Source organism: Ponticoccus litoralis, assembly GCF_039769985.1.
GTDB classification, from domain to species: domain Bacteria; phylum Pseudomonadota; class Alphaproteobacteria; order Rhodobacterales; family Rhodobacteraceae; genus Ponticoccus; species Ponticoccus litoralis.
The window spans coordinates 94,195-108,182 of record NZ_JBDNCH010000002.1 but is presented as its reverse complement, the minus strand read 5'-3'; the positions used below and the strand labels follow the sequence as shown (position 1 = coordinate 108,182).

10 protein-coding genes and 5 pseudogenes are annotated in these 13,988 nt (G+C 68.9%); 8 read left to right on the top strand and 7 right to left on the bottom strand.

Translation table 11 applies throughout. The annotated features are described in order from the left end of the window. Window positions 1-5: 5 nt before the first annotated feature. Complete coding sequence (locus ABFB10_RS01475; protein WP_347165031.1) at window positions 6-872, bottom strand: DUF533 domain-containing protein; 867 nt, start codon at window positions 870-872, stop codon at window positions 6-8. Window positions 873-984: 112 nt separating this feature from the next. Here ABFB10_RS01475 and ABFB10_RS01470 point away from each other — a divergent pair. Then, window positions 985-1,347: pseudogene (locus ABFB10_RS01470) on the top strand (EamA family transporter); the annotation flags it as partial. Next, window positions 1,346-1,906, top strand: a complete 561-nt coding sequence (locus ABFB10_RS01465) for a DMT family transporter (protein ID WP_347165030.1) — start codon at window positions 1,346-1,348, stop codon at window positions 1,904-1,906. The pseudogene ABFB10_RS01470 and the gene ABFB10_RS01465, both read left to right, overlap by 2 nt. Window positions 1,907-2,198: 292 nt before the next feature. Here ABFB10_RS01465 and ABFB10_RS01460 read toward each other — a convergent pair. The 4 genes and pseudogenes from ABFB10_RS01460 to ABFB10_RS01445 all read right to left on the bottom strand — a co-directional run bounded on the left by ABFB10_RS01460 (window position 2,199) and on the right by ABFB10_RS01445 (window position 6,203). Then, window positions 2,199-3,621, bottom strand: a pseudogene (locus ABFB10_RS01460) (protein adenylyltransferase SelO). Between the two features lie 87 nt (window positions 3,622-3,708). Then, on the bottom strand, window positions 3,709-4,155 hold the full coding sequence (locus ABFB10_RS01455; protein ID WP_347165029.1) for a GNAT family N-acetyltransferase: 447 nt from the start codon (window positions 4,153-4,155) through the stop codon (window positions 3,709-3,711). Window positions 4,156-4,174: 19 nt separating this feature from the next. Beyond that, window positions 4,175-5,117: pseudogene (locus tag ABFB10_RS01450) on the bottom strand (nucleoside hydrolase). Window positions 5,118-5,255: 138 nt separating this feature from the next. Beyond that, window positions 5,256-6,203, bottom strand: coding sequence for a radical SAM protein (locus ABFB10_RS01445; RefSeq protein ID WP_347165028.1), 948 nt, complete (start codon window positions 6,201-6,203; stop codon window positions 5,256-5,258). Window positions 6,204-6,423: 220 nt separating this feature from the next. On the opposite strand from ABFB10_RS01445, the gene zwf reads away from it, so the two are divergent. The 4 genes and pseudogenes from zwf to ABFB10_RS01425 all read left to right on the top strand — a co-directional run bounded on the left by zwf (window position 6,424) and on the right by ABFB10_RS01425 (window position 11,015). Then, a complete protein-coding gene (gene zwf / locus ABFB10_RS01440) occupies window positions 6,424-7,944 on the top strand; it encodes a glucose-6-phosphate dehydrogenase (protein ID WP_347165027.1) in 1,521 nt (506 codons plus the stop codon). Then, a complete protein-coding gene (pgl, locus tag ABFB10_RS01435) occupies window positions 7,941-8,618 on the top strand; it encodes a 6-phosphogluconolactonase (RefSeq protein WP_347165026.1) in 678 nt (225 codons plus the stop codon). Before zwf ends, pgl begins: the two co-directional genes overlap by 4 nt. Then, window positions 8,618-10,211, top strand: a pseudogene (pgi, locus tag ABFB10_RS01430) (glucose-6-phosphate isomerase). The gene pgl and the pseudogene pgi overlap by 1 nt, the downstream one beginning before the upstream one ends. A gap of 93 nt (window positions 10,212-10,304) precedes the next feature. After that, a complete protein-coding gene (locus tag ABFB10_RS01425; protein WP_347165025.1) occupies window positions 10,305-11,015 on the top strand; it encodes a PRC-barrel domain-containing protein in 711 nt (236 codons plus the stop codon). 89 nt (window positions 11,016-11,104) lie between these two features. Here ABFB10_RS01425 and ABFB10_RS01420 read toward each other — a convergent pair. Beyond that, a pseudogene (locus tag ABFB10_RS01420) lies at window positions 11,105-11,540 on the bottom strand (cupin domain-containing protein). 83 nt (window positions 11,541-11,623) lie between these two features. Here ABFB10_RS01420 and ABFB10_RS01415 point away from each other — a divergent pair. Both ABFB10_RS01415 and ABFB10_RS01410 read left to right on the top strand, forming a co-directional pair. Then, window positions 11,624-12,247, top strand: coding sequence for a holin-associated N-acetylmuramidase (locus ABFB10_RS01415; protein WP_347165024.1), 624 nt, complete (start codon window positions 11,624-11,626; stop codon window positions 12,245-12,247). Beyond that, window positions 12,238-12,804, top strand: a complete 567-nt coding sequence (locus ABFB10_RS01410; protein WP_347165023.1) for a holin family protein — start codon at window positions 12,238-12,240, stop codon at window positions 12,802-12,804. Before ABFB10_RS01415 ends, ABFB10_RS01410 begins: the two co-directional genes overlap by 10 nt. Window positions 12,805-13,019: 215 nt before the next feature. Here the strand turns inward: ABFB10_RS01410 and ABFB10_RS01405 are convergent, their stop codons facing one another. Beyond that, window positions 13,020-13,958, bottom strand: a complete 939-nt coding sequence (locus ABFB10_RS01405; RefSeq protein WP_347165022.1) for an alpha/beta hydrolase family protein — start codon at window positions 13,956-13,958, stop codon at window positions 13,020-13,022. Window positions 13,959-13,988 lie beyond the last annotated feature (30 nt).

Here is a 13,988-nt window from a genome sequence, read left to right as displayed (position 1 = left end):
CGGGGTCAGCTGTAAAGCGGCTGCATGCCCATCTGCATGTGCAGCGCGTTGACCGTGCCCTCGTCCAGCGCCATGGCGCGGGCAAGCCGGTCGAGGTGCTTGGCCTCGGCCTGTGTGTCGACCCGGATCGTCATGAGCGAGGCGGAATAGACCTGCATCCGCTGCGCCTCTGGCGTGTCGGCGGCCAGCGCCTCGGGGTCGACGGGGGCGGCCAGCTGTTCCTCGATAAAGGCCTTGTCGGCGGCATCGGCATCCGCGCCCACTGTCTCGAGGATCTTGGCGCGCTCCGAGGCGTCGATCTCGCCGTCGGCCTTGGCGGCCTGGATCATGGCGCGCAGCATCAGCGCGGCGGCCTTTTCCATCTCGGGGGCGACCGGGGTCTGCGCAAGGCTGTCGGCCATGGCGCTGGCGCCCTGACCCTGCGCCGTGGCCGCCGCGCCGCCCGGGGCGGCGAACATGCCCGCCAGCCCGGTGCCGCCGCCACCCAGTTGCGACAGAAGGCCGCCGCCCGGGTTGCCGGTGCTGCCGCGCAGGGCAGAGGGGTCCATGCCGCCAGACTGCAATTGCTGCATCATTGCTGCCAGCGGGTTCCCGCCCGAGCCAGCGCCCATGGCGCCCAGCCCGCCTTTCTGCAGCATCTCCATCATCCCGGCCATGGGATTGCTGCCACCCGTGCCGCCCGTGTCGCCGATGCCCTGGCCGGACATGGCCTGCCCCATCTGCGCCTGCATGCGCGAGGCCGGTTCCTTGCCCTTGATCTGCGCGCCGCCGCCCAGCAGAGCGCCAAGCCCCTGACCGCCCGACATCCGGTCGACGCCCCGCGCCGCGGCGTATCCGATAGCCATCTTGGCCAGTGTACCCATGAGACCCATGCCTTGATCCTCCTCGTCCGGCGTATCGCGGAGAGGATGACAGGAATCGCCGACAGGGCAAGGGGGCCGAGGGGGGATTGACGCCATCGGCGGGGCAGGGTCCAAGAGAGGCATGGCACGCAAGGACTCCATCGACCTGGCTGGCGCCGCCGGCCTGACGGTCTTCGCTGCGGCGCTGGCCTTCAATCAGGTGGTCATCAAGCTCAGCAACGCGGGCATCGGGCCAGTCTTCGGGGCCGGGCTGCGCTCTGTCTTCGCGCTGGCGGTGCTGGCGGTCTGGTGTCTGGTGATGCGGCGCCGGGTCGACGGCCTTGGCGCGACGCTTTGGTCGGGGCTGGCGCTTGGCGGGCTGTTCAGCCTCGAGTTTCTCTTCCTGTTCTCGGCGCTCGACCTGACGACCGTCTCGCGCGCCTCGATCGCCTTTTACTGCATGCCGGTCTGGCTGGCCTGCATCGCCCATTTCACCCTGCCGGGTGAGCGGCTGTCGGCGCGCCGCCTGCTGGGGCTGGTGCTGGCCGTCGCCGGGGTGGCACTGGGCCCTGGCCGACCCGCAGAGCCGCGGCGCGGGCGACCTGCGCGGCGATCTGCTGGCGGTCTGTGCCTCGCTATCCTGGGCGGGCATCGCGCTGGTGCTGCGGCTGACGCGGGTGTCCGCCATCAGCCCCGAATCGCAGCTTGTCTGGCAGTTGGGCGTCTCTGCCGTGGTGCTGACGGCGGTGGGCTGGGCCATGGGCCCGCTGTGGCGCGCGCCCGACCCGCTGGCCTTCGCCGCCTTGGGATACGGCGTGATCGTCGCTTCGATTGGGTTCCTGTTCTGGCTGCGGCTGATGACCATCTACCCGGCCTCCGACGTGGCCTCTTTCAGCTTCCTGTCGCCGGTGCTGGCGGTGGGCTTCGGCTGGCTGGTCTTCGACGAGCCCATTTCCGTCAGCTTCATCGGCGCCATGGTGCTGGTCGCGGTGGGCATCGTGCTGATCAACCGCCGCCGTCCCGGCAAGGGCGCGCAGGACAAACGCCGGGGCGCGCCGGTCTGATGCCACTCTGACGCTGCCTTGACCCGGGGCGCCGTGGCCGGAGGCCGGGTTCTGCCGCTGCGCGCGGGCGCTTTCGCGAAGGACGGGGACAGGGGCTGACCAACCGGGCGGGGCCGCCGTGCCAAAGCCGGTGGCGATCTATCCGACGTGGGAGCAAGGCGCCTTTCGCGGGCCAGCGACGGTGCAGGCCCGCCTGGGTGAGCCGCGCGGCTGGACCGGCCCCCGGACCGGCGCCGCGCTTGTCTCGGTTCTGAACTGCGCGGTAGCGTCGTCGCGGCGATGGCCACGGCCCTCAGGTGCCGCAGAAGGTGGCGGGTACAACCTCGGAGGGGGTCGGCGGGCGGCGCAGGTCGTCGTCTTCCGGGGCCGGGTCGAAGGGGTTTGCCAGCGCCGCGTTCAGCCGGTGGAAGGGCGCGTCGTCGCCTGCGACGGCGAGCCGCGATCATCTGCTCGATCCTGTGGTTGCGCGGGATGATCGCCGGGTTGGTGGCCCGCATCAGCGCGACCGGATCGCCCGGCTCTTCGCCCAGGCGCCGTTTCCACTGCTCTGCCCAGGTGTCGAAGCCGTCCCGGTCGGTGAGCTGATCGCGGGCATCTCCCTCTGTCAGGGCGCGGAAGGTATTGGTGAAATCGGCCTGCCCCCGATCCATCAGCACCAGCAGGTCGCCGATCAGCGCGGCATCCTCGGGCCGGGCATCGGCCAGCCCGATCTTGGCGCCGAAGCGGCGCAGCCAGCCCGCGCGGATGAGGTCGGGCATCGCGTGCACCGCCTGGGTGAAGGCCTTGATGGCGCCTTCCTCGTCCGGCATCAGCGGCACCAGCGCCGTCGCCAGCTGCGCCATGTTCCAGACGATGATGTCGGGTTGCGATCCATAGCCGTAGCGCCCGTGGCGGTCGATGGAAGAGAAGACCGTCTCGGGGTTGTAGACATCCATGAAGGCGCAGGGGCCATAGTCGATGGTCTCGCCCGAGAGGGTGCAGTTGTCGGTGTTCATCACGCCGTGAATGAAGCCGACCGACAGCCAGCGCGTCACCAGATCGGCCTGCCGCGCGATCACCGCGTTGAGCAGGTCCAGCGGGTCGCGGGCATCCGGGTAATGGCGGTCGACGGTGTAGTCGTAAAGCCGGCGCAGCAGGTCGTGCTGGCGGCGCGCGGCAAAGGCCTGGAAGGTGCCGACGCGGATGTGGCTGGCGGCAACGCGCGTCAGGACGGCGCCGGGCAGGGCGGTTTCGCGCCAGACCTCTTCGCCGGTGCGGGTGGCGGCCAGCGCGCGGGTGGTGGGGATGCCAAGCGCGTGCATCGCCTCCGAGACCACGTATTCGCGCAGCACCGGCCCAAGCCGGGCCCGCCCGTCGCCGCGCCGCGAGAACGGTGTCGGGCCGGAGCCCTTCAGCTGGATGTCGCGGCGCAGCCCGTCGGCGCCAAGCGTCTCGCCCAGCAAGACGGCGCGCCCGTCGCCGAGCTGCGGGTTCCAGTGGCCGAACTGATGCCCGGCGTAAAGCTGCGCCAGCGGCTCTGCGCCCGCCGGCAGGGCATTGCCCGCAAACAGCGCGGCCAGCTGCGGGTCGTCCGCGCCGGTGATGTTCAGGCTCCGCGCCAGCGGGGCGTTGAAGGCGATCAGCGAGGGCGCCTTCACCGGGACCGGCGCCTGCGGCGCATAGAAGTCGCGGGGCAGGCGGGCGTAGGAATTGTCGAAGGGGATGTGCAGCGTCATGCCCCGGATATAGGGGCAGGGCGCCATCTGTGCCAGAGACACCGGGTCGCGCGGGCAAGGCTTTGCGCCGCAAAGCCTTGATCCCCTCTAAAGCACGCGGCTCATCAGCAGGTAGCCGTCGCGCGGCGCGAAACGGGCGCGGCTGTAGAAGCGGACGGCGGTCTCGTCGGCCATGTCGACCTCCAGGTGCAGGGCGCGGACGCCGCCCTCCTTCAGCGCCTTGGCGATGCCGTTCAGGGCCTCGAACCCCATGCCGCGCTTGCGCACCGCGGGGCGCACGTAGATCTCGTCGACGATCGCATCGAGGCCGCCGTATTCCACCGACCAGCCGAAGGTCACGACGATGTAGCCCACAGGCGCGCGTCTTGGCCCGATCAGCCAGGCCGCGCCATGCGGAGACCCGGCCAGCAGCGGTGCAATGGCGTTGGACTGGTGCTCGGCATCGGTGTCGAAGCCCATTTCGGCATGGAAGGCCGAGACCAGCGGCAGAAGCTTGTCGCTGTCCGCCTCTGCGGCGAGGTGCAGGGACTTCATCGGCGGGCCTTTCCGGGTCTCACAGCCGCGCCAGCCTTTCGGTCAGAAGGGCAAAGAACCCCTCCGCGTCGAGTGCGCCCATGAAGGTGGCGTTGGGCGCGCGGTCGGTGACGCCCCACCAGTCGGCGACGGTCATGCCGAGGGTCAGCGCGCTTCGGGTTTCGATCTCGACATTGATGTGACGCCCGGTGAACAGCTCTGGCCGGATCAGGTAGGCGGTCACGCAGGGGTCGTGCAGGGGCGCGCCGTCAGAGCCGTATTTCTCCTTGTCGAAGCGTTCGAAGAAATCGGTCATCTGCGCCACGGCCAGGCCCACCGGTGTCCCCAGCGCGCGGAAGGCGTCGTTGCGGGGCGTCGTCACCAGCGCCTTGTGGGTCACGTCCAGCGGCATGACGGTGATCGGCACGCCCGAGGCAAAGACCGCTTCGGCGGCCTCGGGGTCCACGTAGATGTTGAACTCTGCGGTGGGCGTGATGTTGCCGACCTCGAAATAGGCGCCGCCCATCAGGACGATCTCCTCGGATGCGGTCGGCGATCTCGGGCGCGCGGTGCAGGGCGGTGGCGATGTTGGTCAGCGGCCCGAGCGGGCAGAGCGTCACCGTCCCGGCCGGTTCGCCGCGCAGGGTGTCGATGATGAAGTCGACGGCGTGGGTGTCCTCGACCGGCATGGTCGGGTCCGGCAGGGTCGGGCCGTCGAGGCCGGTCTTGCCGTGCACATGTTCCGCCGTGACCAGAGGCCGCTTCAGCGGGCGGTCGCAGCCGGCGAAGATGCGGGTTCCGGTCTTGCCCGCCAGTTCGCAGACGATCCGCGCGTTTCGCGTGGTCAGGTCAAGCGGCACATTGCCCGCGACCGTGGTGATGCCGAGCACCGCGATCTCTTCGGGAGAGGCGAGGGCAAGCAGGATGGCGACCGCGTCGTCCTGTCCGGGGTCGGTGTCGATGATGATCTTGCGGGGGGGCATGCGGGCTCCGGTCTTGTGGCCCTTGTTGGTCGCACGGGGCGCAGGACCTTGCAAGCGCGCAGGCGGTGGCTTGCCGGGCGCGCGCGGACCCGCGCCGTTCGGTGGCACCAAGGGGGGCGGGGCGCCGCGCCAGGACCGTCAGGCCGAGCAGCTTGCCCCGCCCAGAACGCAGAATTTCGCGCAATGGGGGTGATTGAGGGCGACGGCGCGCTCTGCCTCGGCCAGGGTTTCGCCCAGTTCGAACTGCGGGTCGTAGGGCAGCAGCGTGCAGGCCAGAACGGCGGGCGTCCTGGCACCCCTGCGTTTCACCACCATGCGCGACGAGGCGCACATGACGCTGTCGGGCCGCTTGTTCAGGATGCCCCAGCAGGCGGTGGTGATCTCGGGAACCTCGGCGCCCATGTCCATCTCGGGGAAGAGCACCGTCTCGCCGGGGTTCATCGCGTCGATGGCAAGGCCCTCGTCGGCGAACAGCCGGGCAAAGCCCGCGCGGGCCTCGGCCTCGGGTTCGCCCCACAGGGTGCGGGCCGCGACCGCCATGCGAAAGCCGTTGTCGCGCAGCCAGCGCATGCCTTCCAGCGTCCGCTCCCGGGTTCCGGCGCCGCGTTCCTGATCGTGCATTGCCGGGCGCCAGTGGTCGAGCGAGATGCGCAGGGTCAGCCGGTCGCCGTAGCCCGCGCGCAGGGCCATCAGCCCCTGCCGGACCTTCGGGCGCATCATCGGGCGCATGGCATTGGTGAGAATCAGCACCTCGTAGCCGCGCTCGAGGCAGCGGCGCGCCATCTCGACCATCTCGGGGTTCATGAAGGGCTCCCCGCCGGTAAAGCCGATCTCGCGCACGCCCCATTGCCGGTCCGCAAGCTGGTCGAGATAGCCCGAGACCTCCTCGGCGGTCATGTAGACCAGCGCGTCATTGTCGGGCGAGCTTTCGATGTAGCAGTTGGCGCAGGTGATGTTGCAGAGCGTTCCGGTGTTGAACCACAGCGTTTCGGGCTTGGTCAGCGCCACGGTCGCGCGGGCCGAGCCGTCGGCGGTCACCTTGGGGTCGACGAATTTCCCGACGTTGGCAACGCTTGCATCTTTCATGTCTTCCCTCCGGCCTGCATCATTTTCCAGCTAAGGCGCTGCCGTCCACAGGACCAGTGGAAACATTTTCCCTGACGGCATTGTGACGCGCAACATGGGTGTTAGACTTTCGCCACGACATGGTCTAAATCACGCGAGACGGGTGACGTTAGCGCTAACTACCCCAGGGAACGGAAAGCGCCGGGGCGTCGGCGCGACAGGCAGAAAAGGCAGCGACCCCATGGTTTCACGCGTCATTCCGGTCGACCCCTTCGACCTCGTCATCTTCGGAGGCACCGGCGATCTTGCACGGCGCAAGATCCTTCCGGGGCTGTTCCGCCGTTTCAACTCGGGCCAGATGCCGGAAGAGGCGCGCATCATCGGCGCGGCGCGCTCGGACATGGGCCGGGAGGCTTTCCAGGACATGATCCGCAAGGCGGTGGAAGAGTTCGGCGGCCCCCATGACCCTGAGGCCCTGACCGAATTCGTCGGGCGGCTGGACTATGTCGCGGTGGACGCCATGGGCGACGGCGGCTGGGAAGACCTGAAGGGCAAGCTGCGCGCGGGCGTGGTGCGGGCCTTCTATTTCTCGGTCGGGCCCAGCCTCTTCGGCGCGCTGGCAGAGCGGCTGCGCGGCTTCGGTCTTGCGGATGACGACAGCCGGGTGGTGGTGGAAAAGCCCTTCGGGCACGACCTTGCCAGCGCCCGCGCCCTGAACGTGACCCTGCGCGAGCATTTCCACGAGGAACAGATCTACCGGATCGACCATTACCTGGGGAAGGAGACGGTGCAGAACCTCATGGCGGTGCGCTTCGGCAACATGCTGTTCGAACCGCTGTGGAACGCGCAATATGTCGACCACATCCAGATCACCGTGGCCGAGACCGTCGATGTGGGCGGGCGCGGTGGGTATTACGACAAGGCCGGCGCCATGCGGGACATGGTGCAGAACCACCTGATGCAGCTTCTGTGCCTGATCGCGATGGAGCCGCCCGCGCGCTTCGAGCCGGATTCGGTGCGCGACGAAAAGCTGAAGGTGATCCGCGCGCTGGACCCGGTGGACTACCACCAGATCGTGCGCGGCCAGTACGAGGCGGACGACAGCCAGCCCGGCTACCGGGCGCATGTGGACAACCAGCGCTCGACCACCGAAAGCTTCGTCGCGATGAAGCTGGCGATTTCGAACTGGCGGTGGGCGGGGACGCCCTTCTACCTGCGCACCGGCAAGAAGCTGCGCGCGCGGGCCAGCGAGATCGCCGTGGTCTTCAAGGACGCGCCGCATTCGATCTTTGGCCCCGAGGCGGGCACGCATCGCAACGTGCTGACGATCCGGCTGCAACCCAACGAGGGCATGACCCTGGGCGTCACCATCAAGGAACCGGGGCCGGGCGGCATGCGCCTGATCGACGTGCCGCTGGACATGAGCTTTGCCGACGCGCTTGGCCCGGACGCAGAGGATGTGCCCGACGCCTACGAGCGGCTGATCATGGACGTGATCCGGGGCAACCAGACCCTGTTCATGCGCGGCGACGAGGTCGAGGCGGCCTGGGCCTGGACCGACCCTATCATCGAGGGCTGGACGGCGCGCGGCGACGTGCCCAAGCCCTACGACGCCGGGTCCAGCGGGCCGGAAGACGCCTTGATGCTGATGCATAAGGACGAGCTGAAAGTGGCGCGATATCCGGGTCTGAGGGCCGGTCGGTTGACAGGGCGGCCCATGGCGCGGACACCTGCACAAGCATCGCGGGAGGAAGAGGCATGAGCTACGATTTCCAAGAGTACCCGGACCGGGAGATGCTGATCATCGCCCTGGCCAACCGCATCGCGGGGGCCCTGCGGACCGCGCTGACCCATGAAGAGCGGGCGCTGCTGGTGGTGCCGGGCGGCACCTCTCCGGGGCCGGTCTTCGACGATCTCTGCGCGGCGGATCTGGATTGGGGCCGGGTGGATGTCCTGCTGTCGGACGAACGCTGGGTGCCAGAGGACAGCCCCCGGTCGAACACGGCGCTGCTGAAGTCCCGTTTGCTGGTCAACCGTGCGCAAAAGGCCCGGTCTCTGCCCCTTTATGCCCCGGCGGCAGAGCCGGAAGAGGCTCTGGAGGCGCTGGCCCAGCCCATCGGGGCAGAGCTTCCGGTGGATGTGCTGTTGCTGGGGATGGGCGCCGACATGCACACCGCTTCGCTGTTTCCGGGCGGCGACACGCTGGACCGGGCGCTGGCGGCGGATGCGCCGGTGCTGGTGCCGGTGCGCGCGCCGGGCGCGGCAGAGCCTCGGGTGACCCTGTCGGCGCGGGTGCTGGACGGGGCGATGAACAAGCATGTACTGATCTTCGGCGCGGAGAAGCGGCGCGCGCTGGACGAGGCGCGCGGCAAACCGGCGCATGAGGCGCCCATCAATGCGGTGCTGAACGGCGCCACGGTCCATTGGGCGGAGTAGTGAGAGACATGTTCGAGACGCTGAAATCACTGGCGGAGGGGCTGGGCGACCGCCGTATCGAGGATCTCTTTGCCGATGCCGACCGGGCGGATGCCTTCAGCCTCGAGGCTCTGGGCATGCGGTTCGACTACGCCAAGACCCAGATCGACGACGATATCCGCGCGGCGCTGCTGGATCTTGCCGAAAGCCGCGGGGTGGCGGCGCGGCGCGATGCCATGGTCGCGGGCCAGAAGATCAACGAGACCGAGGGGCGGGCGGTCCTGCACACCGCGCTGCGCAACCTCGATGCGCGCCCGGTGCTGGTCGAGGGCAGGGACGTCATGCCGGGGGTGCTGGACACGCTGGCGCGGATGGAGGCGCTGGCCAACGAGATCCGAGGCTCGGACGTGACCGATGTGGTCAACATCGGCATCGGCGGCTCGGATCTTGGGCCGGTCATGGCGACGCTGGCGCTGGCGCCCTACCACGACGGGCCGCGCTGCCACTTCGTGTCAAACGTCGACGGTGCCGACATTGCCGACACGCTGCGCCGCTGCGATCCGGCCCGGACGGTCTTCATCGTCGCCTCCAAGACCTTCACCACCATCGAGACCATGACCAATGCCGGGACCGCGAAACGCTGGCTGGCGGAGAAGGGTGTGGACGCGGCCGGCAAGTTCATCGCGCTGTCCTCGGATGTGGCGCGGGCCGGGGCCTTCGGCATCCCGCCGGAACGCTGCTTCGGCTTCGCGGACTGGGTCGGCGGGCGCTATTCCGTCTGGGGTCCGATCGGGCTGGCGCTGATGCTGGCGATCGGACCCGAGGGTTTCACCGCCTTCCTGCGCGGTGCCGAGGCCATGGACCGCCACTTCGTCGAGGCGCCGCTGGCCGTGAACATGCCGGTGCTGCTGGCTTTGGTGGGCGTCTGGCACAATCAGGTGCTGGGCCATGCCACCCGCGCCGTGCTGCCCTACGACAACCGCCTCAGCCGTCTGCCCGCCTACCTGCAACAGCTGGAGATGGAGAGCAACGGCAAGGGCGTCGGCATGGATGGCGCGGCTCTGCCCTATGACAGCGGTCCCATCGTCTGGGGAGAGCCGGGCACCAACGGCCAGCATGCCTTCTACCAGCTGATCCATCAGGGCACGCGGGTTGTCCCCTGCGAGTTCCTCGTCGCCGCGCAGGGCCATGAACCCGACCTGCGTCACCACCACGCCCTGCTTGTCGCCAATTGCCTTGCCCAGTCAAAGGCGCTGATGCGCGAGCCGGTCGCTGGACGAGGCGCGCGCCGAGGTGGCCGGGCAGTTCGAGGGCGACGAGCTGGAACGGCAGGCCCGGCATCGCGTGTTCCCGGGCAACCGCCCCTCGACCACGCTGATCTACCCGCTGCTCGATCCCGAGACGCTTGGCAAGATCGTGGCGCTGTACGAACACCGCGTCTTTGTCGAGGGCGTGATCCTCGGGATCAACCCCTACGACCAGTGGGGTGTCGAGCTTGGGAAGGAGCTGGCGACCGCGCTGGGGCCGCTGGTTCGGGGCGAGTCGGGGGCCGCCGAGAAGGACGGATCCACCGCCGCCCTGCTGAAGTTCGTGCATACGCACAAGGCAACGTGAAGTTCCGTGACTGACGAAAAATAAACCCGGGAACGGAGGAGGTTTTGGCGGTGTTTCACCGGCATCACACGATCCAATACTGGGAGACTGACAATGAAACGCTTTCTGATGACCACCGCCGTGGCCGCCCTTGTGCCGATGTATGCGCTTGCTCAGGAAGAGCCCGCCGACGGCACCGTGCTGCCGACCGACGATCCGGCAGCAACCGCGCAGGCGGACACCGATGCAGCCGTTGATCCGGCAGCCGAAGCCGAGGCTGACGCCGACGTTGCGGAGGCAGAGGATGCCGACCCGATGGCCGAAGACGCCGATGCCGATGTGGCTGACGCCGAAACCGCCGATCCGATGGCCGAAGGTGCGGAAGACCCCGCCATGGCCGATGCCGCCGACCCGGCAGCCGACCCGATGGCAGAAGACGCCGACATGGCGGCAGCCGACGATGGCATGGGCGGCGCGCTCGGCATTCAGGGCATGGTCCCGGTAAGCGCGATCTCGGGCGGCGTGGTCTACACCACCACCGTGGACTCGGTTGACGAGAACTGGGAGGGCACCGCCTCTTACGACGCCATCGGCGAGGGCTGGGAACGCATCGGCTCGATCCACGATGTCGTGCTGTCCTCGGAAGGCAAGATCGAGGGCATCGTTGCCGAAGTGGGCGGTTTCCTCGGCATCGGCGACAAGTTCGTGATGCTGCCGACCACCGACTTCAAGCTGGTGCCGATCGACGAAAGCTCCTACGCCGTCGTGACGCCCTATACCACCGACCAGCTGACCGACATGGAAACCTACGACTCGACCATGTAACGGTCTGACAGGACCGAACGACAGGCGCCCGGACCCCGTGTCCGGGCGCTTTGTCGTCTGGGGAAGTCCTCTGCGTGGCCGCCGCCCTGTCAGCCCGTCCCGGCGGGAATGTCGAAACCCGGCGGCGCCGGGGTGAAGCCGTCGAAGCGGAACCCCGGCGAGACGGTGCAGCTGACCAGCGTCCAGCCCTGCGGGCAGGATGCGGCCTGCCAGTGGCCTTCGGGAACGATCAGCTGCGGTACGCTCCCCCGAGGCCAGATCCGGGCCAAGCGTGCTGTCGCGGCGCGGCCCGTCGTCGGTGGCAGAGACCGAAAGGGTCAGGGGCGAACCGGCGTGGAAGTGCCAGATCTCCGTCGCATCGACCCGGTGCCAATGGCTGCGCTCGCCCCCCTTCAGCAGGAAATAGATGCAGGTTCCGGCGGGACGCTCACCCGGCGCGGCCCCGGCGACCCAGGTCTGGCGGTAATGCCCGCCCTCGGGATGCGGTTCGAGATCCAAAAGGGCGATGATCTCGTCTGCGGTCATGGATCGAACGCTCCTCGGAGGATTGTTTAACATCGGGGCCGGATGCTCCGGCGCGTCGCAAATCGGCGAGCAGGAGCACAAGAATGTCGACATTCCAGAACAGGGTCCGGCAGCTGGCCGGGCAGATCGTTGCCCGCGAGGGCGGCTATGTCAACGACCCGGACGATCCCGGCGGCGCCACCAAGCACGGCGTCACGATCCACACCATGCGCAGGCTGGGGCTGGATCTGGACGGCGACGGCGACGTGGATGCCGAGGACGTCAAGCGGCTGGGGCACGGGCAGGCGGTCGAGATCTTCCTGACCCACTACTTCCTGCGCCCCCGCATCGCGGAACTGCCCGAGGCGCTGCATGCCACCGTCTTCGACATGTATGTGAACGCGGGCACCAACGCGGTGAAGATCCTCCAGCGCCTGCTGAACCAGATGGCAGAGCGGGTGGCGGTGGACGGTGTCGTCGGCCCGCAGACCATCGGCGCGGCGGCGCGGGCCTATGCCAAGGCGCCCGACCATCTGGCCGACGCCTACGGGATCGCGCGGCGCAACTACTACTTCGCGCTGGCCGACCAGCGCCCGGCCTCGCGCAAATACGCGCGCAGCCGCGCGGGCGGAAAGGGCGGCTGGATCCGGCGCGCCGAAGAGTTCATCGCGCCGCGCTATCACCTGACGGAGGCGCAGTTTCAGGCGAGGGTCGCGGCATGGGGCTGATCGAGAGAATTCTGGGTGTGGTCTTCGGATCGGGGCGCAACGTGATCGCCGAGACGGCAGAGGTCTTCCGCGTCAACGCCGAGAACGAGGCCGGGCGCGGGCAGGCGATGCAATCCGCCGCGCTGGCGCAGTTCTCCAGTGAGTTCAAGGTTGTGCGCCGGGGGTGTTTCGACCGGCTGATGGACGCGCTGAACCGCATCCCGCGCCCGGCCATGGCGCTGGGAACGCTGGGGCTCTTCGTGGCGGCCATGGTCGACCCGATCTGGTTCGCCGCACGCATGACCGGCATCGCGCTGGTGCCGGACCCGCTGTGGTGGCTTCTGGCGGCCATCGTCAGCTTCTACTTCGGCGCCCGGCATCAGGCCAAGGGGCAGGACTTCCAGCGCGATCTGGCCGCCACCATGGCGTCGGTGCCGCAGGTCGTGCAGACGGTCCGCGCGGTCGAGGCCCTGCGCGAGGACGCGCCCGAGGCAGGGGCGCTGCCCGGCCCGGTGGGAGAGATGCCGGGCGACAATCCCGCCCTGCGCGACTGGCAGGCGGCCCGCAGCACGGTCTGACGCGTACCCGTATGACGTGATCCGGCGCCCTCGCGAAACATCGCGGGGGCGTCTTTTCATGGGCGCGACAGGCCGGGCGGCCTGTAGCGATGGGCCTGAGCACAGGCCAACAGGTGCCCCGACATGTCGCAACCTTTGCCGGTCACCCCGCCAAACAGCTGCCGGAGTCACAAGGCGCCGCGTCCCGGTCGCAGGGGGACCGTCAGCGGCGCGGGCTACTGGTCGAGAGCCGTACGGATACGCTCCGCGATGTCGTCATGGATGCTTGCGCGGGCGGCGGCCTCGGTGTCGCAGAGCGTGGCATCGCCCCCGTCTTCCGCCAGAATGAAGGTGCCCTTCGGCGTGCAGGCGGGGAAGGCGTCGTAGGTCGTCGCGGTCCCGATCACCATCTGCGCCACCCCGGCCTCGGCGATGTGCGGGTGTTCCGGCGCGCCCAGCCAGATCACCCGGATCTTCGTGCCTTGTTCTGTCAGGCTGGGGGCCCGGAAGACATCGGCATACTCCGGGTCGATGGCGATCGCGGTCCCGATCCGGGGGTCGCGATGCGCGTGGTCCAGCATCCCGCGATCGACCTCGGCCAAAGCGACGCCCTGCGCCCTGAACCACCCGCAATCCGGGCCCTCGGTCTCGGCGGTGCAGGCCGAAACAAAGGCATCGGCGTCGAACCGCCCGCCGCCCGAGGCCGGGGCGGCGGTGCCGCCAAGCGCATGTCCCGCAACGGCGATCCGCGCCGGATCGACCATCGCGGACAGGGTGGGGTCCTGCAGGACACGGTCCAGCGCGCGCGACACATCCTGCGGGCGCCGCCAGATCTCGTCCACGGCACCGGCGGCACTGTCGGGGCGCGGGCCGTTCACTTCGACCACGACAAAGCCGTTCTCGGCAAGCCGACCGCTCAGCCAGGCCCCGGAGTCCGCCGCCGAGCGCAAGCCGCCGTGCGAGAGCAGCACAAGGGGGTGCTGCCCCGGTGCCATGGCTGCATCGCGATGGGCCGGTTGTCCCACGAAAACCGCATTGCCGCCGACCTCTTCCACGGTCCCGCCGCCCTCGGCAGGATACCAGACCGACAGCGACAGGCGGCGCGGGTCATCGCCGCTGTCGGCGGCAAGCGTCCGCACCCCGACAGGCGAGTCGGCCAGTGCAGGGCGTGGCAAGGAGAAGGGCCGCCAGAAGGCCGGAGAGGG